The organism is Variovorax sp. J22R115 (assembly GCF_030317005.1).
GTDB lineage: Bacteria > Pseudomonadota > Gammaproteobacteria > Burkholderiales > Burkholderiaceae_C > Variovorax.
In genome coordinates this window covers 425,214-445,694 of sequence record NZ_JASZYM010000003.1, presented here as the reverse complement: position 1 = coordinate 445,694, position 20,481 = coordinate 425,214, and the positions used below count along the sequence as shown (strand labels likewise).

Genomic DNA, 20,481 nt, shown 5'->3' with positions numbered 1-20,481 from the left:
GGGGAGTGCGCTAAGTTCATCGTTTGCCTTCAGGAGGTCTTGAGACGGCGCTGCAGGTACGTTGCGCCGAGCGAGATGGGGTAGCAGATGCAGAAGTAAATGAGCATCACAGCGAAGAAGATTTGGAACGCTGCGAGCGTGCGTTCCACGACTTCACGCGAGGCGTAGGTCAGCTCCCAGACACCCACGATGGATGCGTACGAGGTGCTCTTGACAGCAATCGACGCCGTCGTCACGAGGGGTGGCAGCGCCAGACGCATGCCGAGAGGGAGTTGAATTTGCGTCAGGATTTGCGCCTTGCGCAGCCCGATAGACATGCCCGCTTCTACGGTCGTCTTGGGGACGGCGAGAATCGAGCCGCGCACGATGTCGGCCACGAACGCAGCGAAGTAGATGACCAGGGCAATAGTCGCCGCCACATAGTTCGGGGCATCCAGGCCCATGCGGGGCAAGCCGAAGTAAGCAATGAAGATGAGCACGAGAACGGGCACCCCGCGAACGATGTACACGTACACCGTCAGCACCGAGCGCACCGCCGTGCCACCGAGAGCGGCGAACACGCCGAGTGCCGTCCCCAGCAGGAAGCTGAAGACCACTGTAGCTGCGGCCATCTCAAGCGTCACAATCGCCGCCTTGAGGAGATAACCGAGGTTGAGAATTGCAACGTCCATGTGAACCTCAGCGGCGCTTGCCTGCAGGAATCTCGAGCCAACGGAACAGGGCGCTGGCGATGGTGGTCAGGATGAGGTAGAAGGCGGCGATGACCACGAACACCTCGTAAGATGAGGCGGTGCGCTCCATGACGAGCTTGCCGCTCAAGGTCAGGTCCACGACGCCGATACCGGCCACAAGTGACGTGTCCTTGATGAGCACCACGACCTGATTGCCAATCGCCGGCACTACCTTGAGCACCGCTTGGGGCAGCACGACGCGGAAGAACACGCCCGCCGGCTTTAACCCGATTGCACGTCCGGCATCCCACTGGGTCCGGGGCACCGCGGACACGCCCCCTCGGAAGACTTCCGCCAAATACGCTGTGTGCTGCACAGCGATTGCAATGGCGCCGCAGTAAATGCCGTCTAGCCTGGAGCCTAGAAGAGGAGCGCCGTAGTAGACGACAAGAATGAGAAGGAACGTCGGAACGTTCCGAAGGAACTCGATCACGGCGTAGGTCGGAACCCAGACCACCGCCCTCTCTGAGACGCGCAGAAGGACCAGCAGCACGCCCAGCACCACCGCAACTGGCAGACACATCGCGACGAGCGCGAGCGTCACCAGGAAGCCGTCGAAGAACTCCGGCAGCCATCCTGCGGCTAGATTGAGCCAGTTCATGATTGCTGTCCCTCTGTGCAGCGCCCAACGCTCACTTGGCGTTCACGTAGTACTTAGTGTTCAGCGCGTCTTTGCCGAACCACTTTTTGTAGCTGGCGGAATAGTCGTTGAACATGGAGCCTGCCCGCATTTCATTGACGTACGTATCCAGGGCCAGCCACCACTTGAAGTCACCTTGCTTCATGTAGATGGCGTTGTTGGTGACCGCAGTCATCCGCTCGTCGAGGATTCGCACGTCCTTGTTCTGCGCGGCGTACCAGAGGGCCACCGGCTCGTCGAGCTGGGCTGCATCGACTCGTCCGCCCTTGACCGCAGTGAACTGAGCGCCGATGGAGTCCAGCGTCGTAGTCTTGGCCTTTGGGAAGAACTGCTTGGCACGTTCAGCCTGCACAGGAGTCGACAGGATGGCCGTCGACACCTTGTCGTTGTTGAGGTCTGCGAAGGTCTTGAACTTCGAGTCGGCCTTCACGATGACAACAATCGAAGAGTCGATGTAGCCGCGGGTGAATGCGACACGCGCGATGCGGTCTGGAAGAACCGTTGCCACGTGAATCCCGAAGTCCACCTTGCCGCTGTTGACGTTCTCCCAACGAGCTGCCGAGCTCTGCTTGACGAACTCGATGTGCTTCGGGTCGTCGCTTCCGAACAGCCCCTTCGCGATGAGCTTGGCCACGTCGATGTCGAAGCCAGACAGGTCACCCTTCTCATTCACGAAGCCGAAGGGCGGAGATTCGCTGCTGACGCCCACGATGACTTTGCCGCGGGCGAGCACTTCGTCGAGCCTGGACTTCTCCTGGGCGGCAGAAGTTTGCGAGACGAGCAGACCTGCAAAGAGCATGCAGACAGCACCAATAAGTTTGCGCATGGAGAACTCCTCTTGTGGTGGGGATGGGTTGATGGGAAGGATTGGTAAGCAGCCGGTCAGTTGAGCGCCGGCTTGACGACAGCGCGCAGCATTTCGGTGAAGGCGATGTGTGTGTCCAAGTGCATGCCATCGACATTGGCGTCCACGACGTTCTGCACGGAGTTGATGAGGCCGATATCCACGCCGCGCATCAGCAATTGACGCTCCAACTCCGGGGTGTTTAGCAGGCGCGCATTCTTTCGACGCGCAGCGATTGCCGCGGCGATTGCGTTGCAGCCCCAGTTCGAGCATGCAGCGGTGACCAGCACATCTGCCGGCGTCACTGCGGCGATGGTTGCGCCGAACTTCACGTGGTCGGCGACTGCCTGGGTGATAGCTCCCATACCGATTTCGTTTCCGCCATCGCCGACAGCCACCGTGGGAATGCCTTGAGCAAGCGCTTCGTCGAACAGAACGTCGATGCGCGCCCGCCCCATGCCGTAGTCGATGGCACGCATGCTGTAGTACACGCCATCTCTCGCGCGTCCGACCCGCTCAGTCGAGAAGAAGAGGCTGGGCTTGTAGCTGGCGAGCAAGGCTTTCGCCTCGGCCTTGGCGTCCTCGTCCTTGGTCGTGAACGGCAAGAGCGAGCAAACTGCGAGGCTTCCATCCTTGCATGCGATTTGCGCTTGCTTGAACGGCAGCACTGTCACGCCGGCGCTGGTCAGGATGGCTTTCATGCCCGGAAGCAGAGTCTCTTCTGCGAGCAGCACGCAATGGACGCGCTTTCCGATGGACAGGGCGCGAATCACGATAGCGGCGCCGGCAGGTCCATCGTTTTCGCCGATTTCGGTCGAGATCCAGGCACGCGAGACCGAGCCTGTGGTCACAAAGACGGTTGCGCCGTCCGGCACGCCCAGCAGAGCATCTGCTGCCGCACCGACCAGGGAGCCGCCTTGGCGTGCCCGAGCAGCCACGTAGAGGTGTTCGACGCCGCGGCCGCCGATGTCCAAGCTCACTAACTTGTCGAGCCGCTCGTCGATGGATTCAAGCACTTTGCGGTCGACCGTCATTTCGTGTCCCCCAAGATGAGTTGGGCCAGGTCCTCGGGCTTCGCGACGTAACGGGCGACCTCGCTGAACGAAGTGTTCATCGCCTCGATGACGCGAGCCATGCCGCCGACGCGCTCGATGGCGCCATGAGTCGGCTTGAGGCGCACAGAGACACGGGCGCCTGGTTGACCGTGCGTGTTGACCGTCAAGATGCCGTGGTCACGCAGAAGGACCATGCCCAGGGCAGAGGTCACTTCGGCGGGCGTGACGCCGGCGTTGTCGGTGCTCCTGCCTGCACGGCGGAAGACCTCCTTGAGCGCCAGATCCTCTTCAATCATCGGCCCGAGGTCGCTGACGGCGACGAGTTCTGCTCCGAGACGCTCTTGCAGTGCATGAGCCAGTTTTTGCCCGGCTTGTGCCTCGTCGATGAGGTCTTGCGGGGAGAAGCGTTGAATCGAGCGAAGGGCACTTGCCGCAATAGGGGCCCGGGCTTCCATCCCGAACTCCGAGGCCTTGGCGGAGACTCGCGTCACCAACTCAGGACGCCCCACCAGAAGCCCAGAACGTGGACCAGACAGACCGGCCTTGTCGCAGTTGGTGATTGCCAGGTCGCCGCCAAGCTTGAGGCTGAGAACGCCAGACCGCAGCACGGGCCTCATGCGAGCACCGTAGGCTTCATCGAGCAGCACCTTGGCTCCGCGCGCCTTCGCGACGCCTGCGGCATCCATTGCAACTGCGTCGTCCAGGAACTCGAGGCTGCTGGTCACGGTGGTGATGACGACCAGCGCAGGCTTGTGCTGCTCGATGGCTGCAGCCCAGTCCTTGTCACCTTGCACTTCGTGGAGTTCGACTCGTGCGATGCCGCAACCACGAATGACCGATGCGTGCGAACGACCGCCAGGCGGCACCACGGAAACGACGCTGCGGCCCTCGGCCAGCGCGGCGATGGCAGCGATGATGCCGGCGCTCGTGCGGTTCACGGTGGCGACTCCGTCGGTCGGAAGCCCGCCCATGTGAGCGATAGCGGCCTGCCTAAGCTCCTCGGCGAAGAGACCTGGCCCGACCCACTCTTCACAGTGAGTGTTTAGGTCTTCGACCTTGAGTGGGAACTCACGCTGGTTGCCGGTGAAGACGCCAATCGACTGGGGGCCGAGCTTGCGGACGCGTTCGGCCGCGACCTTCTGGCCCTGGCGAAGACGTCGAGCTTCGTCGACGCTGGATTGAATGATGCGGCCCCTTGCGAATCCGACGATGGGGTCGAGCGGATTTCCGAAGGAGTCTGTGGATTTTTTCTGTTGCATGCGAGTTCCTACTTACGCGGCGGACGAGGTGCGGATGGAGATTCCGGCAACGACCCTCAGAAGGGAGACGAAGGCGAGATGGCCCGAAAAGTCGATGCCATCGACGACCATGCTCTGCTTCGAAGTGGCGCCATCTCGTGCACCTGCAGCGACGGTGACGGCAATGAGTTCGTGCTCGGTGTCGGGGTCATGGAGCAGCTCGGTGTCCGAGAGCAAGACTGCCAAGGCTGCCGCGACTGCACACGCGCCCCAGTTGGATACAGCGGCGCTCACGGTCACGTCCGTCGGGACGACGGTCACAACGCCGGAGGCGTGGCCGGCGAGCGAACGACCGCGCATGGGAAGTACGTCGCGAATTGCCTCGCGGACCGCCCCGAAGCCAACTTCATTGCCGCCATCGCCAATGCCGATGGTGAGGACGCCTGCTTCAGCGGCGTGGTACGCGAGCAGGTAGACATAGCCGACGGTGAGCGGGTCGCGGCAATCGCCCCGAACACCATGGAACTGACCTTCGACGTTTGGTCCATCCCGTTCGACGAACACGACGGCGCTGGGATTGAGCCTTTCGATGAGTTCGCGAGAGCGGGTCTGCCCTGCGTTCATTCCGATAGGGAACGACTCGACCGTGATAGGTTCGTAGGTCCGACCTGGTTGGGATTCGGCCCAAGTGGCAAGCTTGGTGTTGACCAATTCGACAGCGGCGACGACTGGTGGGAGATGCGCGTCTTCGGTCACAAAGACGACCTTGGCATGCAGACCTTTGACGATAGCCGCGGCCAGCGCCGCGGCGCCGACGGGCCCGTCGGTTTCGCCCAAGGGCAGCTTGGGAGCAACGCCGGCGCCAGTCGCGATGACGACGGTGCTGCCAGGGCGGACCTTGGCCTTCAGGGCGGCGGCGGCGGCCATCGAGAGTGGCGCTCCCTGATGGGCGCGACAGACCTCGTACATGGGCACAACGATACCTGGGGGAAGTCCGCCGCTAAGCGGACGGATTTCCAGGGTCATCAGACGGTCGATTCGGTTGCCCGATTCAACCTGCTCCGATGTCAGGGCGACGCCGGTCGCGGCGCTCGCTGTGGTCGACGAGGTTGTCACGTCCATTTTGGTCACCTCAGATGCCGTACGTCACGCTCTTGCGGCTGGTGTAGCTCTCGAGTGCACCTTCAATCGAGTACTCAGCGCCGATCCCACTCTGCTTGGCACCGCCGTAAGACATGCCCGGAATCTGACCGCCTGCACGGTTGACCTGAATCCAGCCGGCGTCCAACGTTTCGGTGGCGCGCATTGCGGCGTTGATGTCGTTGGTGAAGACGTACGCAGCCAAGCCGTAGTGGGTGTCATTTGCCATAGCCAGCACTTCGGCTTCGTCCTTCCATGGGATTGCGACCAGGACGGGACCGAAGACCTCTTCCTTCGCAATGCGCCAGGTGTTGTCCACGCCACTGAAGATGACAGGCGTCGGGAAATAGCCCTTGGCATCCTGAACTGCGGGCGGCAGCTTGCCGGTTTCGACCTTGGCGCCTGCGTCGATGGCTTCCTTGATGAAGCCGCAGACGGCGGTGTACCGTTCCGCGTTGATGACCGCACCGATATCGGAAGATTCGTCAAGAGCGTCGCCGACCTTCAGCGCGTTGACCTTCTCGACGAGGCGCGGCATGACCTTGCCCCAGGCGGATTCGTGGATGAACAAGCGGGAGCCGGCCGTGCACGACTGGCCTTGGCGGGCGAAGCGCATCGCCGCAATGATGTTGTTCACGGTCGTGTCGAGCTGGGAGTCGCCCGCCACGTCCGGATAGACAATGCAGGGGCTCTTGCCGCCGAGCTCAAGCGTCAGGTGACCGATGCGGTCGGCGACGGCGTGAGCCACCTTCTGGCCCACTTCATGGGAGCCGGTGAACGAGACCTTCGCGACGTCGGCGTGCTGGCTCAGGGGAGCGCCTGCCTCCAGGCCTTCACCGGTCACGACGTTGAACACACCAGCCGGGAAGATGTCGGCGGCCAGCTCGGCGATGCGGATGACGGCCAGCGGCGCGTCTTCGGCGGGCTTCAGGACCAACGTGTTGCCCGTGCCCAGCGACATGCCAATCTTCACGGCGGCAAGCACCAGCGGCGAGTTCCAGGGAATGATGGCGCCGACCACGCCGAAGGGTTCGCGAGTGGTGTAGCTGAAGAGGCCCGGGCCCAGTGGGAGGGTTTCACCCTTCTGCTCGGCGATGACGCCGCCGTAGTAGCGCAGGACCTCGGCAGTGCTTGCGACTTCCGGGCGGCTTTGGGTGCGCAGGGCATTGCCCGTTTCGGCGGCCAGAATCTTGGCAATTTCCTCGGCGTTGGCCGTGATGCGGTTGCCGAACTCGATGAGCATCGCGCCGCGCTCACGAGCGGCCCTGCGACGCCACTTAGGGAACGCCGCCTTGGCTGCGGCCACTGCAGCGTCCACATCCCGCGCATCAGCCGCTCCGACGTTGGCGATGGTGTCCAGACGGCAGGGATTGACGACCGCCAAGGTCTTTCCACCAATCGGCTTGGACCATTCACCATTGATGAAGTTGCCAGCCAAACCGGCGCTCGGCAGCTTGACGTCGCCGTATTTGGATTGAGTAGAGTTGCTCACGTGAATCTCTCGCAAAAGGGGATGGTTGAAGACTTAGGCGGCTGCTTGCAGGCGCACGCCCAGCAACTCTTCGTAGATTTCGCAAATGCTGGTAGAGTCCTTGCCGCCGAGGCCCTTGGCGCGTGCGGCGTTGTAGGTCTGCTTGACCAGCTGGCCCAGGGGCATCGGGTAGTTCGAGAACTCGTCGAGGCACAGGCCGATGTCCTTGTGCATCAGGTCGATGGCGAAGAACGCCGGCCGCTCCGCAGTGAACAGCGTCTTGTGGAACCAGTCGAGCATCTTGCTGCCCGCCATGCCAGCGGTCAGAACGTCACACAGCACTTCGAGATTCCCGCCAGCCTTGACACTTGCGGCAAGGACTTCACCGAGTGCAACGGTGTTGATGGCAACGATGAGGTTGTGGCTCAGCTTGGTCAGTTGGCCGGCGCCGATGGGGCCGCAATGAACGATGCGACCGGCCAGGTTGTTCAGCATCGGAGTTGCGCGTTCGAGAACGGCAGCATCGCCGCCGACCATCAGGACGAGCTTGCCGTTTGCCGCACCGGCCACACCGCCGCTGACCGGCGAGTCCAGGAACTCGACGCCCTTCGAGGCAGCAGCCTTGGCGAGTTCCTTCGTGGTTTCAGGGTCGACCGTGCTGAAGTCAACCAGGACAGCGCCCTTGCTGACGGAATTGAGCACGCCTTCGGGGCCAGTCACCGCGGCGCGAAGGATGGCCGGCGTGGGAAGGCTGAACATGACGGCGTCGGCGCCCTCCGCAGCGGCCTTCGGGTTCGAGGCGGCAGCGGCACCCTTCGAAACCAGCGCCTTGACTGCAGCGTCGTTTGGGTCAAATACGGTGACCTTGAAGCCTGCGGCGACCAGGCGGGAAGCCATTTCCGCGCCCATCTTGCCTACACCAATGAATGCAACGTTCTTCATAACTTTCAATCGCTCCTGTTTGGAATGAGTGAACTTTATGGAGAAGGGTCTCGAAAGATAAGACCACAGATGCTTACGGAGAACGTTAGCTTTTCTTTCCTATTGAACCGTCATCAGTAAGCGGCCCGCAGCCCTGGCGCGCTACTTGCATGCAATGAACCTTCGTCTATTTTTCCTTGGGGGAAACCCTAAGTAGAGGGTGCCATGGGCCCTTGAGAGGCGTAAAACAACGTTAGTTTTTCTGTCGCCTTATGCTGAATCTCTCCCGGCTTCACCTTTTAAGCGAGCTCGCCGTCCTGGGCACCATCGCCAAGGTCGCTGAAGCCGTAAACCTAACCCGCCCGGCTGTTTCCCAGCAGCTCGCCATCCTCGAACAAGAGACAGGAGCGGTGCTTTTCGAACGGTCCGGCCGCGGCGTCCGGCTAACTCTGGCCGGGGAGAGCCTTGTCGCTCGGTCGGCCAAGGTTTTGGACCTGGTCAACGAAATTGAAGCCGACTTGGCCTCCGCCAAGGGCGCGGTGGCCGGGGAAGTTCGAATTTCCGCGTTCGGGTCCGTTGCGACCACCTTCATCCCCGCGGTATTTGAAGACCTACTGCGTGAGTTCCCGCAATTGGACTTGCGTTTCGAAGAGCTAGAGCCTGGCGAGAGCCTGAAAGCTGCGGCAGCAAAACAGGTCGATTTGGCGTTGGTCGACGACTCGATTAGCGCAGAAGCGCTCGCGAGCATGCTGTACTTCCGACCTGTCTATGAAGACCACTTCTCAGTGGTGATGGCAGCCAATCACAGATTAGCCAAGGAAGCATCGATTCAGGTCTCGGAGTTGTCATCTGAGAACTGGGCCATCAACAGGAACGCGCAGACCTACAAGGCGCAAATCGTCAACGCATGCCATGAGGCTGGCTACACGCCACGCGTCGTGGCCAGCTGCCGCAACATGGCGGCAACACTCGAGATGGTTCGCACTGGCTACGTGGTCACTGTTCTCCCTGCCTTGGCGCTCCGGGCGGCGGCAGCCGACCCAGCCTTCGCGGTGGTGCCGGTGGCACCACTGATGGTGCGCCGAATTTTTGTGGCGATGGTCCAAGGCACGTTCAGACGACCAGCAATTGCCGCCGTACTGCGCGCGCTTGACGGCGTTGTTGCCAGGTTCGCGGGGACGACGCAATCGCTCAACTCCGACGCGAGGGCCAAGCGCACCGAAGGCGTGCTCTCAGACTAGGTCGGCACGCTTCGGCGGCGGCGGCAGCGGCTGGCTCGCTACGGCTTCGCACAGGAGACTGATGACCGCCTTCGCGTTAGGGCGCTTGTAAGCCCGTTGGGCGTCGCTATGAGAATGTTTCGCGTGGCGGGTGGGTCGAGCGGCGCGATGTATAGGCCGAGAACTCGGCCCATCTCGCGAAAATCCGATGGCTGGCACACCGACACGAGCCCTGCGTTCCGGACGAGCTCAGCGTCGCGAGCATGGTCCGACACCTGCTGATTGGGCGCTCACGCCCGTAGCGCAGTAGGCGTGGCGCAGCTTCCGCGGGGCGCCTGCGTGGAGATCGAACTGATCGCGCAACTCGTGGAAGCGGCCTAGGTCGGTGGGACGTTCACGTATCCGCTTTGGGCAGGAGCCGGCACCCCAGGCATTGGGAGCGTTTTTGCCAGAGTAGCCGACGGCTTCTCAGCGAGAGCAGACGAAGGGGAGGGCAGGGCGGATGTGCTGCTTCGTGCCCGTTGCAGACACCTGCGTGAGCTTGAAGAACTGGAGCAACCGGGGCCAACACCAGCCATTCAATGGGGATGCCAGCAAGCAGCCGCTCGAGGCCAGTCTCGTGACCCGGAAGCCGACATTCCGACGCGCGACCCGTCATTCAAGCGTAATGCCGGCTCTCTTGATGGTTGGCCCCCACAGGGCGGCCTCCTTCTCCATCATTGCCTTGAACGACTGGGGCGATCCTCCCATGGGAAATGCACCAAGACGATCCAGTTGTTCTTTGAAAGAGGTGGCTGCCATCGCCTGATTGACCGCCGCATTCAGACGCTCCACAACTGCATCAGGAACGTCGGAAGGCACAACGATGCCGAACCAGGAATACAGCTCGAAATCCTTCAGCCCTTGCTCGATCAGGGTGGGCACTTTCGGGAACTGTGGCGAGCGTTCTTTGCCAGTCACGCCCAAGGCCTTCAATTTTCCAGCCATAAGCAGCGACTGAGCGGAGAACTGAATGTCGAAGTAGACGGGCACCTCGCCGGCCATCACTGCGGTAAGAGCCGGGCCCGAACCCTTGTACGGGATGCCCGTGATCGAGGTTCCCGTCGCCTGCTTGAATAGTTCTGCGCCCAGGTGAGGCATCGTGCCGCCGCCTGACGACGCGTAGTCCAGTTTGCCCGGCTGCGCCTTGGCCATGCGAATCAGGTCCTGGATGTTCGTTGCGGCAAAAGTCGGTGCCGCGACGACGATGTGAGGACTGCGAAACACGCCTGCGACGGCGCGAAAGTCACGCATCGCGTCGAAGGACATTTTGGGGTACAACCATTTGCCCGTCGTCAGAACGTTGCTGCCCATCAGCAGGGTATAGCCGTCGTGCGGCGCTGCAAGGACGGCCTCACTGCCCACAATCGCGCCGGCGCCGGGCTTGTTTTCGACCACCACAGGCTGGCCGAGCGCCGCGGCCATGCCGCCCGCAACGGCACGTGCCGTTGTATCCGAGGGACCGCCCGGCGGATAGGGAACCACCAGTCGAAGCGGTTTCGTCGGAAAGCCCTGGGCCGCTGCCTGGTTGGCCCATGCTGTTGCAACGACGAGAACGGCGGCGAGAATGCGCCACTTGCGCGAACTTGAGGACATTGCGTCTCCTGAAATTGTTGGGATACGTTGGGCCGCCTTAGGTGGCCAGTGCGACAGCTTTGGCGTCCTCCAGGGATACGAGCGCGCTATCGCGCCGGAGTCGTGCCTGCACGGCCTGATGGTTGACGGCAGTGGGTTCGACCGCTTGAGCCGTTGCAAGTCCCGCCAGCACGCCGCTGGCCTCGCCCAGTGCCATGGCCGTGCCCATGTGCCGGCTGCCGCCATTGGCGCTACGCGTGGCGGAGATTGCGCGGCCGGTCACGATCAAGCCGGGCGTCAACTCGGGCAGAAGACAGCCCATCGGAATCTCGAAGGGATGTTCAGGCATCCAGAGCGAAATGCCGGTGCCGCCGGCTTCGTGAAGGTCCATCGGGCCGGCGCCGAGCGCAATGGCATCCGTAAAGCGCTTGCCGCTCACGATGTCTTCCTCGGTCAGGGCATAGCGTCCGCGGATGCGGCGCGTTTCCCGCACGCCGACATGGGCAGCAATGTTCGCCAGCGTCGAACGCCCGAAGCCCGGCACGCGCTCGCGCAGGAAGCCGACGATCGAGTGGACCTGGCCTCGCCCTTCGCTTTCCGCGCGGCCAAGGTCGGCAGGATCGAGCGCATCGATCTCGGGGATGCGACTCATGAGGCAGATCGCATCGGTGTTGCCGGGCGTGCTGCAGAAGGAAAGGCTCTCCCAGAAGATTCGACCTGCCTTCACGCCCTCGAGCGCGAGCGCGCGCTTCTCCTCGCGCGGCAACGCACGAAAGCGGGCGACGTCGACGTTCGAGAGGCGGAAGACGAGTGTGCAAGGCTGGCGGCGCCGACGCAGTTCTTCCTCTCCTCCCTCAAAAGCGGCACCGCTCGCAGCCGCGACCATCGCATCGCCGGTCGCATCGATGACCACGTTGGCACGAAAGGCCCGACGGCCGCCAATGTCCTCCACGACCACGCCGCAGATCCGGTCGTCTCGCAGCATGGGCGCTGCCACGCGTGAATGAAGGCGAACATCGACACCCGCCTCGCGCGCCAAACGGTCGCAGGCGATCTTCGTGACCTCTGGATTGAACGGAAAATTGACGAGCGGAATGGGCTTGTTGCTGGCTTCCGCCAACACGTACCGACTGAACCCATCGCTCCCGCCCAGGTCCGTCACCATTTCGGTCAGTTCAAGAGGGAGCCCGCCGACGACGCGAGTCTCGCCGTTGTAGAAGCCGAGCCACTGCGCGACCATCGCGTAGGTGCCCGTGCCGCCGAGGCACCCGGCATGTTCGATCAGCAGCGTCTTGGCGCCTGTGCGCGCGGCGGCGACTGCAGCGATCAAGCCCGAGGCCCCCCCGCCTGCGACGATGACGTCATAAGTCGCATCAATGGGTGTGCGCAAGCGCTCTTCAAAGATCGACGCGATCGGTGAATCAATCATGGTCTTCATGTCCTCATCTGTTCTGCCAGCCACTCACTCGGCCGAGATGTTGTTGCGCTCGATCACGGGCTTCCAGCGGGCCAACTCATCCCTCATGAACTTGCTGAACTCCTCACGCGAATTCGCGGCTGGTTCCATCATTTGCTGCTCGAGGATCGAGACAACTTCAGGGTCTCGCAGGACAGCGCCGATTTCCTTGCTCATGCGGTCTGCGAGGGCGGGTGATGTCTTTGCCGGTGCAACGAACCCAATCCAGGCGCTGCCGACGATGTCCGGGTAGGACTCGCGCAATGCGGGGACTTGGGGGAGCAGCGCCGCACGTTCAGCGGTGGAGACAGCCAGCGGCACCACGGTGCCCGCCTTGACTTGCCCGATCACGCCTTGCGCAGGCAGGCAAGCCATGTGCACGTCGCCCGCCATGATCGAGGTGATCGCCTGTCCGGCGCCGGCGTACATCACAGGCACAATTTCCGTGCCGCTCTTCATGGCCAGCATGGCCATCACGAGGTGCCCGAGCGAGCCGTTGCCCACGTATGCGTAGTTGTATTTGCCAGGGTTCTTCTTGAGAAGCGCCACGAGTTCTGCGACGGTCGACACACCGAGCGACTTCGTCGCCACCAGCAAGCAGGGCTGGCGTACACCCAATGTGAGCGGGACCAGGTCCTTAAACGGGTCATAGCTCATGCTCTTGTACAGCAGCGTGTTGTTGACCAGCGGGCCGGCGATGCTCACGCCGATCACGCTGCCGTCCGCGGGCGCCTTTGCAATAAAGGCTGTACCGATCATTCCGCCGGCGCCGGGTTTCGATTCGACGACGAAGGCTTTGCCCGATTTCTTTTGAAGGCGATCCGCGACGACGCGCGCAACCGTATCAGTAGTCGTCCCTGCGCTGAAGGGGTTGACAACGGTCGTCGTCCTCGACGGCCAGTCCTGAGATGAGGCGATGCCTGCCGCAAGAAACGCGAGCGCTGCGACGGTTGTGCGGATGAATGGTTTCATGGTCATGTTCTCGACGACCTATGCAGCAATCGCGGTCTCGACCTGCGATCTGCGGAAAAGGGCCTTGCCCTGCGAGAGGCGGCTTTGCACTTCCGCAACTTTCACTGCGGAAGGAAGGCGATTCGTGGTCGTTGCCATGGCCGCCAGCGTGCCGACGGCTTCGCCCATGGCCATAGATGTGGCCATGTGACGTGCCCCGGCCATGGCTTCCCGCGTCGAGCTCAAAGTACGGCCGCAAACCAGCAGTCCTTCGATGCCGGCAGGAACAAGCGCACCGAGCGGGATCTCGAAAGGCGACGGCGGCGCATAGAGCGTGATGCCGGTCCCGTCGGGCTCGTGTCGATCCATGGGACCCGCGCCCAGCGCCACGGAATCCTCGAAGCTGCGCTCGGTCATGATGTCTTCTTCGGTGAGCGTGTAGCGCCCTTGAATTCGACGCGTTTCCCGGACGCCCACACGCTCGGCGATGTCCGCCAGGACTGCGTTCTCGAAGCCCGGAATCTCACGCACGAGGAAGGGCACGATGCTCGCAATCTGCCGGCGTCCCTCCTGCTCGGCGCGCGAGGCATCGCGTTCGGAGAGTGCATCGATGCCCGTGATCCGGCTCATCAGGCAGATGGCGTCGGTGCCGGCCGGCGTGCTGACGAATGAAAGCGATTGCCAGAACAGTTCGCCGCGCTCCAGGCCGCCAAGGACAAGGCGGCGACGCTCAGCCGACGGGACCGCCTTGAAGCGCGCAACGTCGACGTTCGAGAGTCGGAACGAAAGCGTGCACGGCTGCCGCTCAGCGCGCGCGTCGACAGCTTCGCCATGACATTCGACACCGGCGCTGGCGCAGACGGCAGCGTCGCCCGATGCGTCGATGACGGTGCCGGCCGTGTAGGCCTTGCGTCCGCCAACCGTTTCGACGATCACGCCTGTGATTCGCCCGTCGTTCGTGAGAGCACGCGAGAAGCCAACGTGAAAGAGCACCTCGGCGCCGCTTTGCTTGACTGCATCGTCGAGAACGACTTTCAACGTTTCGGGATTGAAGGGCAGGACCCGCAGCCCGAAAGGGGTGCCAGCCGCTTCGCCCATCACGTAGCGATGGAAGCCATCCGAACCCCCTGCGGCCTGCACGCGTTCGGCAAGCTCAAAGGGAATCCCGCCGACCACGCGCGTTTCGTCGTGAAAGAAGGCAACCCACTGCGCAACCAGATTGGCGGTGGCCGCCCCGCCGAAGCAACCGCCGCGCTCGATCACAAGGGTTCTTGCTCCGAGACGCGCAGCGGCCATCGCAGCCACTGTGCCCGAAGCGCCTCCGCCCACCACGATCACGTCGTAGTGCCCCGCAATCGGAGTGCTCAGGTGCTCTTCAATATGTGTGTCGTCTGCCATCGCTGTCTCCGTTGATGGGCGTTTGGACCTTCCTCGCGCCGTTAGGAGGCAGTGTGCGAAAACCCGAGTTGACCCACAACGAAACGTTCACGGATGTGAACGCGAATTAGGAGCCGGCCTTCTCGGACAATGTGCGGCGCGAAGCTTGTGCGCCGATCGCTTGCGCGCAGTTGCGCAAGGCCTGCTCGATGAGTCTCTGGCGTGTGTCGTCGAAGCGCGCCGAGGGAAGTGCCACGCCCACTGCCGCGACGGCCTTGCCGTGAATGTCGAGGATGGGTGCAGCAACGCCCACAATTCCAGGCGTGAATTCCCCTATGGAGCTGGCGATACCCTCCGACTTGATTCGGTGGAGCTGGCGGTGCAGCGCAGCGATCGAGAGAATCGTCTTGTTCGTGAGGGGCACCAGCTTGACCCTCCGAAAATAGGCCTCGCGCTCGGCCGCTGCCATCCATGCCAGAAAGATCTTGCCGCCTGAGTTGGCATACAGCGGCGCGCGCACCCCCACATGCATGGCGTAAAGCACTGCATGCGACGAATCCACACTGCAGATGCGCTCAGCCATGTCGTCATTGAGCAGGCTCAAGCCCGACGATTCCCCAGTAGCCGCCGTCAGCTGTTCCAGGAAGGGTCGGGCATAGTCGACCAGCTCTCGCGTTCGCGCACCGCGACGTGCGACGGCGAAGGCACCGTCTCCAAGCCGGAATGCGGCAGAACCCTCCAACGGCTCCACGTAGCCGCGTTCCGCGAGATTCCGGAGCAACTGGGTCAGGCTGCTCTTGGGTATTGCCGTTCGTCTTCCGATCTCCGCATGCGTCATCGCGCGGCCGGTACTCGCCAACAGTTCGAGAATGTCGAGTACACGATCCGCGGATTTGACGGGGGCCACGGCTACTCCAGCTTGATGCCGCGCGCGGTGATGATGTCGCTCATGATCGCAGCTTCATCCTTGATGCGGGTTTTCAAACCGTCTGGCGATGTCCCGACGGCTTGCCAGCCTTGATTGAGCAGCTTCTGACGCGCATCCTCGCTGCGGATGATCTTGGGCACTTCGGCATTCAAGCGATCTTGTGCAGCTTTGGACAGTTTGGCCGGACCAACGAGTGCAGCCCACACTTCCAGGTTGAAATTCTGCACCCCTGCATCGGCCAACGGAGGAACGTCGGGTACCACGGCGCTGCGTCCGCTGGTCAGCCCGATTGCCTTGAGCTTGCCGGCCTTGACCTGCGGCATGGCAATTCCTGGGGGAACCAGTGCCATCTGAATCTCGCCGCCCAACAGGCCCGTGATGACTTCGGGATTGCCCTTGAACGGGACATGCACCGGCGCCAGTCCCTTGGTCTTCGCCTTGAGCACTTCCATGCCCAGATGACCTACGGAGCCGTTGCCGACCGAGCCGTAGTTCCACTTGTCGCCGTTCTGGGCGGCAGCAGTGAAGAACGCGGCACCCTCAGGTGACTTTGCGGGTGCCACCAGGACGAGCGGCGCGGTCGCCAGCAGCGAGATGTAGCTGAAGTCCTTGGCGGGGTCGTACGGCAGCTTCGGGTAGAGCATCTTGGCCGATGTCAGGTTTCCATTGATGACGATGCCGAGCGTGTGATCGTCCGTCGCCTTGGCTACCTGATCTGCTGCGATGTTGCCCGAGGCTCCCGCCTTGTTTTCCACGATCACAGCCTGGCCGAGTACCTTGGAAAGGGGTTCGGCCAATGTGCGCGCCACGATGTCGGGCGTCGACCCTCCGGGAAAGCCTACAAGGATCCGGACCGTCTTGGTCGGCCACGTCGAGCCGGGAGTGGACTGTGCGAATGCCATCGGCGCGGCGGCTGTCAAGGCGGCGGCCACTGCCAGAATGTTCAGGTTGCGTCTCTTCATGGTTGTCTCCATTTGGATTGATCGGAATTCGTGGTCAAGCCGTGTCGCGGCCGAGGTAGGCGCCGGCAGATTCGAGGTGCTGCTGCAGCTCCTTGACGGGGAGGTCACGCGGACGAACGTTTGCCTTGATCGCCAGCGCGGCTGCAGCGCCAGCGGCCTGACCCATAACAAAACAGCCGCCCGAGACACGCGCAGCCGATTGACCCATGTGCGTCATGGATGCGCAGCGACCGGCGACCAGAAGGTTGTCGATCTCGCGAGGCAACAACATGCGGTACGGCAGATGGTTGAAGCCGCGACTGTTGGGAATGTCCTGCCACTTGAAGGCAATGTTGCCGGCGACATGCTCTTCGATCATCCAGCCGTTCACGCCGATGCTGTCGTCGAAGCTGGCGCACTCGAGCACGTCCTCTTCAGTCAACTGGTACTCGCCGACCACGCGACGGGTTTCCCGCACGCCAACCTGCGGGGCGATCTCCAGGATGTAGGCGTTCTCGAAGCCCGGTGCCGACTCGCGCAGGAACTGGAAGAAGTCGACGATCTGGCGGCGACCTTGCACTTCTGCGTCGCTCAGCTGTGCGGCGTTGGTGCCGTCCACCGGGGAACCATCCGCGTTCGCAAGCTGGGTCACGTTCGCACGCCATTCCGCAGGGTTCTTCTGGGGGCGGATGATGGGGGTCTTGCGCGGAAACTTGCGGCCGAGCTTCTCGGCCTCGTCCATCAGACCGCCGAACTTGTTGTACGCATCGCCCGCCGCCGCGGCGTCCACGCCGTTGACCCGGAACATGGTCGAGGGGTACATCATGTCGTGCCCGCTCGTGCCCTTCTCGAAGGGCGCCCCAGCGAACGCCGCCAGGTCACCGTCGCCCGAGCAATCGATGAACGTTTTGGCGAGAACCGCGTACCGACCCGACTTGGTCTCGATCAGCGCGGCGCGGATTCGGTTGGGACCATCCATCAAGACACCGACCAGGTTCGCGTGAAACAGTAGTTGAGCACCGCTGTCCAGCACCAGGTCATCGGCAGCCACCTTGAACGCGGCGTTGTCGTAGGCCTGCGCGGCGATCTTGTTGCCGAAGATCACATGGGGCTCGTTCAGGCCACCCAAGGCGCTGATGCGCGCCAGAAGGTCGTCCGCAACGCCATGCACCACCTGCTTGATGGTGCCGTGCACGTTTGCGTGCAAGCCACAGAAGTTGGTCACGCCTGCGGCAGTGCCCATGCCACCCAGGAAGCCGTAGCTCTCGACAAGCAAGGTGGATTGGCCGGCGCGAGCCGACGAAGTGGCCGCAGCGATTCCTGCGGGGCCTCCTCCCAACACGACAACGTCGTATTCGCCCCAGACGGGGGTGTCACGGCTGGGTTCGTTCAGGGTGGCTCGCGTGAGGTTTTGCATGGCGATGTCTCGGTTGGTTGTGGGTTGCCCGAATTCTGGTTTTAGCCCACTATTTCGGCAATGCCATGCGGCCAATACTCATAAACGGGAATCTAAATAATGGACCTGAAGCTGCTCGCCGTTTTCGATGAGGTCTACAAGACGCGCAGCGTCTCGCGCGCGGGCGAGAACCTAGGCGTGGCGCAGTCTTCGATCAGCATTTCGCTGGCCAGGCTGCGCCGACACTTTGGAGACCCGCTCTTCGTTCGTACGTCGGAGGGCATGCAGCCGACCCCTCACGCCACATCGCTGGTGGCGCCCGTCCGTCAGGCGTTGGAGCTCCTACGTGGCATCACGCGCCAGCAGGCGATGTTCGACCCCGCGAAGGCGCAGCGGACATTTCGCATCTGCATGACGGACATCACTCACCTCGTGCTGCTGCCGGCGCTCGTCAATCGACTGGGTGACATCGCTCCCGGGATCAGCGTCGAGATCACGCTCATCTCCGGGCAGACGCCGAAGATGCTTGAGTCGGGGGAGGCGGACCTGGCGGTCGGCTTCATGCCGCAGCTGGAGGCTGGCTTCTACCAGCAAAAGCTGTTCGAGCAGGACTTCGCCTGCGTCGTTCGACGTAACCATCCACGGGTGCATTCGCGTCTGTCGCAAGCGATGTTCAAGCGCGAGAACCATGCCCTGGTGACCGCGATCGGCACCGGGCACACCTTGGTGGAGGAGGAACTTCAACGTCTCGGGGTCAAACGGAACGTCGCACTCCGGCTGCCCAACTTTCTAGGTATTGGCGGACTTGTGGCCAGCACTGACTTGGTGGTAACGGTGCCACGACGAGTGGCCGAGACCCTGGCCCGGATTGCCGACGTGAAACTGCTACCTCCACCTTTCCAACTACCCGTCTTCGCGATCAAGCAACATTGGCACGACCGGTACCAGCAGGATCCGGCAAACCGATGGCTGCGCTCTGTGATCTCCGATCTCTTCCTGGAGTAGAGCTTGTGCGGGAAGGTAGCAATTCCACGGCCAAGTTCGGCTATCGGGCGAATCGAATCCCGTGGAGGAACTGTCGGTAAAGGCCTTGAGCAACCTTGACGAAGGTCAGCTTCTGTTGCTACCGAAGGTCCGCACAGGGCTGACCTGACCTCGTCAGTTGGACCGTCTACGTCGGCAGCGCAGCGATAGCGGTCCTCCGGACCGACGGGCGCAGATGACTGTAAATTGCCGCTCTGCGGCCATTCGAAGCGCCCTACCCCGCCGTCGTTGCCAGGGGGTTGCCTTCCTACCCTGCGCGGATCAAGCAACCTTGGGGATGGGGACGTCCATAGCCCACGACGCCTCCGTGACCCGAGCCGCCCTACGATGCCTGAGAGGATCGTGGGGCGTGCCGAAAGCAGGTCACCCTTCATTGCACCGCCCGCCTGAGAAGCCGCGGCCGCGGCTCTGTTGAGAAGAAAGTGAGGCTTCGGCTCCGCTCTCCGCCGCACCTCTAGGGATGGTCTGCAAAACAGGCCCGGCACTTGCATGATCTGAAGCCATGATTTCCAAACGCGTGACTCCCCCGGCTCAACTCGGACTGGGTTTGAATCTGTCGACGAAGAAGACGCGCAAGCGCGAGTTCCTCGACGAGATGGATCGGGTGGTGCCCTGGAGCGCATTGGTCCAGATCGTCGAGCCGCACAGCCCGCGGGCTAAGACCGGACGCCCGCCCTTTGCAATCGAGACGATGCTTCGCATCCATTACCTGCAGCAATGGTTCGGGCTGAGCGATCCGGCCATGGAAGAGGCGCTGCACGATGTGCCCTTGTACCGAGAGTTCGCCGGCCTGGGCGACGGCGTGAGCCGCCTGCCCGACGAGACCACGATCCTTCGGTTTCGCCATCTGCTTGAAGCGCACGACCTGGCTGTCGACATGCTGCGCGTGGTCAATGACGTCCTGCAGGCCAAAGGCTTGATGCTGCGCACCGGCACCGTGGTGGACGCCACTTTGATCTCGGCGCCGAGTTCGACCAAGAACGCCGAAGGTGAACGCGATCCGGAGATGCATCAGGTCAAGAAGGGCAACCAGTGGTACTTCGGAATGAAGGCCCACATCGGCGTGGATGCCACATCGGGGCTGGTGCACACAGTGGTGGGTACGGCGGCGAACATCAGCGACATCAACGTCGCTGGGTCGCTGCTGCACGGTGAGGAACACGCAGCCTTCGGCGACTCGGGCTATCAGGGCGTGCACAAGCGTGCGGAGGCCGCAGGACCGACCTGGCATGTGGCAATGCGTCCTGGCAAACGTAGGGTGCTCAACCCGTTCATCGAGCCCGAGTTCGTGGCCGAGCGCGTGGAGAAGATGAAGGCCAGCATCCGAGCCAAGGTCGAACACCCGTTCCGTGTGATCAAACGGCAGTTCGGCTTCAACACGGTTCGCTATCGAGGCCTGGCGAAGAACACGGCGCAGATCGTCACGCTGTTTGCACTGTCGAACCTGTGGATGGCGCGGCGGCGGTTGATGGAGGCCGGGGCATGAGTGCGTATGCGACGCCCGATTCGGGCTT

General features: G+C 62.5%; 18 protein-coding genes and 1 pseudogene. 4 read left to right on the top strand and 15 right to left on the bottom strand.

Going from position 1 to position 20,481, the window contains the following annotated elements:
- Positions 1–29: 29 nt before the first annotated feature.
- Genes QTI04_RS07440 through QTI04_RS07405 form a run of 8 tightly spaced genes read right to left on the bottom strand, consistent with a single transcriptional unit; the run spans position 30 to position 8,061 of the window.
- Positions 30–671 carry an amino acid ABC transporter permease gene (locus QTI04_RS07440; RefSeq protein ID WP_286572169.1) on the bottom strand — a complete coding sequence of 214 codons (642 nt, stop codon included), beginning with the start codon at positions 669–671 and terminating at the stop codon, positions 30–32.
- Between the two features lie 7 nt (positions 672–678).
- Positions 679–1,332 (bottom strand): amino acid ABC transporter permease, encoded by a 654-nt coding sequence (locus QTI04_RS07435; RefSeq protein ID WP_286572170.1) that lies wholly within the window; start codon positions 1,330–1,332, stop codon positions 679–681.
- A 31-nt stretch (positions 1,333–1,363) separates the two neighbouring features.
- Positions 1,364–2,197: a transporter substrate-binding domain-containing protein gene (locus QTI04_RS07430; protein ID WP_286572171.1), complete on the bottom strand. Its 834-nt coding sequence runs from the start codon at positions 2,195–2,197 to the stop codon at positions 1,364–1,366.
- A gap of 56 nt (positions 2,198–2,253) precedes the next feature.
- Positions 2,254–3,249 carry a glutamate cyclase domain-containing protein gene (locus QTI04_RS07425; protein ID WP_286614785.1) on the bottom strand — a complete coding sequence of 332 codons (996 nt, stop codon included), beginning with the start codon at positions 3,247–3,249 and terminating at the stop codon, positions 2,254–2,256.
- The gene (locus QTI04_RS07420; RefSeq protein WP_286614782.1) at positions 3,246–4,529 is read right to left on the bottom strand and encodes an aminotransferase class I/II-fold pyridoxal phosphate-dependent enzyme; all 1,284 of its coding nucleotides are present in this window, start codon (positions 4,527–4,529) and stop codon (positions 3,246–3,248) included. Before QTI04_RS07420 ends, QTI04_RS07425 begins: the two co-directional genes overlap by 4 nt.
- Before the next feature lie 12 nt (positions 4,530–4,541).
- Entirely contained in the window at positions 4,542–5,630 is a 1,089-nt protein-coding gene (locus QTI04_RS07415) for a glutamate cyclase domain-containing protein (protein WP_286614781.1), read from the bottom strand.
- 10 nt (positions 5,631–5,640) lie between these two features.
- Complete coding sequence (locus QTI04_RS07410; protein ID WP_286614779.1) at positions 5,641–7,140, bottom strand: aldehyde dehydrogenase family protein; 1,500 nt, start codon at positions 7,138–7,140, stop codon at positions 5,641–5,643.
- A 33-nt stretch (positions 7,141–7,173) separates the two neighbouring features.
- Positions 7,174–8,061: an NAD(P)-dependent oxidoreductase gene (locus QTI04_RS07405; protein ID WP_286614776.1), complete on the bottom strand. Its 888-nt coding sequence runs from the start codon at positions 8,059–8,061 to the stop codon at positions 7,174–7,176.
- Between the two features lie 251 nt (positions 8,062–8,312).
- On the opposite strand from QTI04_RS07405, the gene QTI04_RS07400 reads away from it, so the two are divergent.
- Together QTI04_RS07400 and QTI04_RS07395 are read left to right on the top strand one after the other, a co-directional pair.
- The gene (locus QTI04_RS07400; RefSeq protein WP_286614774.1) at positions 8,313–9,281 is read left to right on the top strand and encodes a LysR family transcriptional regulator; all 969 of its coding nucleotides are present in this window, start codon (positions 8,313–8,315) and stop codon (positions 9,279–9,281) included.
- A gap of 264 nt (positions 9,282–9,545) precedes the next feature.
- Positions 9,546–9,641 (top strand): annotated as a pseudogene (locus QTI04_RS07395) (RidA family protein); the annotation flags it as partial.
- 273 nt (positions 9,642–9,914) lie between these two features.
- On the opposite strand, the gene QTI04_RS07390 reads toward QTI04_RS07395, so the two are convergent.
- From QTI04_RS07390 to QTI04_RS07360, 7 genes are all read right to left on the bottom strand, one after another.
- A complete protein-coding gene (locus QTI04_RS07390; protein WP_286614772.1) occupies positions 9,915–10,895 on the bottom strand; it encodes a tripartite tricarboxylate transporter substrate binding protein in 981 nt (326 codons plus the stop codon).
- Between the two features lie 37 nt (positions 10,896–10,932).
- Positions 10,933–12,312: an FAD-dependent oxidoreductase gene (locus QTI04_RS07385; protein WP_286614768.1), complete on the bottom strand. Its 1,380-nt coding sequence runs from the start codon at positions 12,310–12,312 to the stop codon at positions 10,933–10,935.
- A 24-nt stretch (positions 12,313–12,336) separates the two neighbouring features.
- Positions 12,337–13,302 (bottom strand): tripartite tricarboxylate transporter substrate binding protein, encoded by a 966-nt coding sequence (locus tag QTI04_RS07380; RefSeq protein ID WP_286614766.1) that lies wholly within the window; start codon positions 13,300–13,302, stop codon positions 12,337–12,339.
- Positions 13,303–13,320: 18 nt separating this feature from the next.
- On the bottom strand, positions 13,321–14,679 hold the full coding sequence (locus tag QTI04_RS07375; RefSeq protein ID WP_286614765.1) for an FAD-dependent oxidoreductase: 1,359 nt from the start codon (positions 14,677–14,679) through the stop codon (positions 13,321–13,323).
- 106 nt (positions 14,680–14,785) lie between these two features.
- Positions 14,786–15,565 (bottom strand): IclR family transcriptional regulator, encoded by a 780-nt coding sequence (locus QTI04_RS07370; protein WP_286614762.1) that lies wholly within the window; start codon positions 15,563–15,565, stop codon positions 14,786–14,788.
- A gap of 2 nt (positions 15,566–15,567) precedes the next feature.
- On the bottom strand, positions 15,568–16,488 hold the full coding sequence (locus QTI04_RS07365; RefSeq protein WP_286614873.1) for a tripartite tricarboxylate transporter substrate binding protein: 921 nt from the start codon (positions 16,486–16,488) through the stop codon (positions 15,568–15,570).
- 94 nt (positions 16,489–16,582) lie between these two features.
- Positions 16,583–17,944, bottom strand: a complete 1,362-nt coding sequence (locus tag QTI04_RS07360; RefSeq protein WP_286614760.1) for an FAD-dependent oxidoreductase — start codon at positions 17,942–17,944, stop codon at positions 16,583–16,585.
- 99 nt (positions 17,945–18,043) lie between these two features.
- Here QTI04_RS07360 and QTI04_RS07355 point away from each other — a divergent pair, with 99 nt between their 5' ends.
- Together QTI04_RS07355 and QTI04_RS07350 are read left to right on the top strand one after the other, a co-directional pair.
- Positions 18,044–18,928, top strand: coding sequence for a LysR family transcriptional regulator (locus QTI04_RS07355; RefSeq protein ID WP_286614757.1), 885 nt, complete (start codon positions 18,044–18,046; stop codon positions 18,926–18,928).
- A gap of 541 nt (positions 18,929–19,469) precedes the next feature.
- On the top strand, positions 19,470–20,453 hold the full coding sequence (locus tag QTI04_RS07350; RefSeq protein WP_286614753.1) for an IS5 family transposase: 984 nt from the start codon (positions 19,470–19,472) through the stop codon (positions 20,451–20,453).
- The last annotated feature ends 28 nt before the right edge of the window (positions 20,454–20,481 follow it).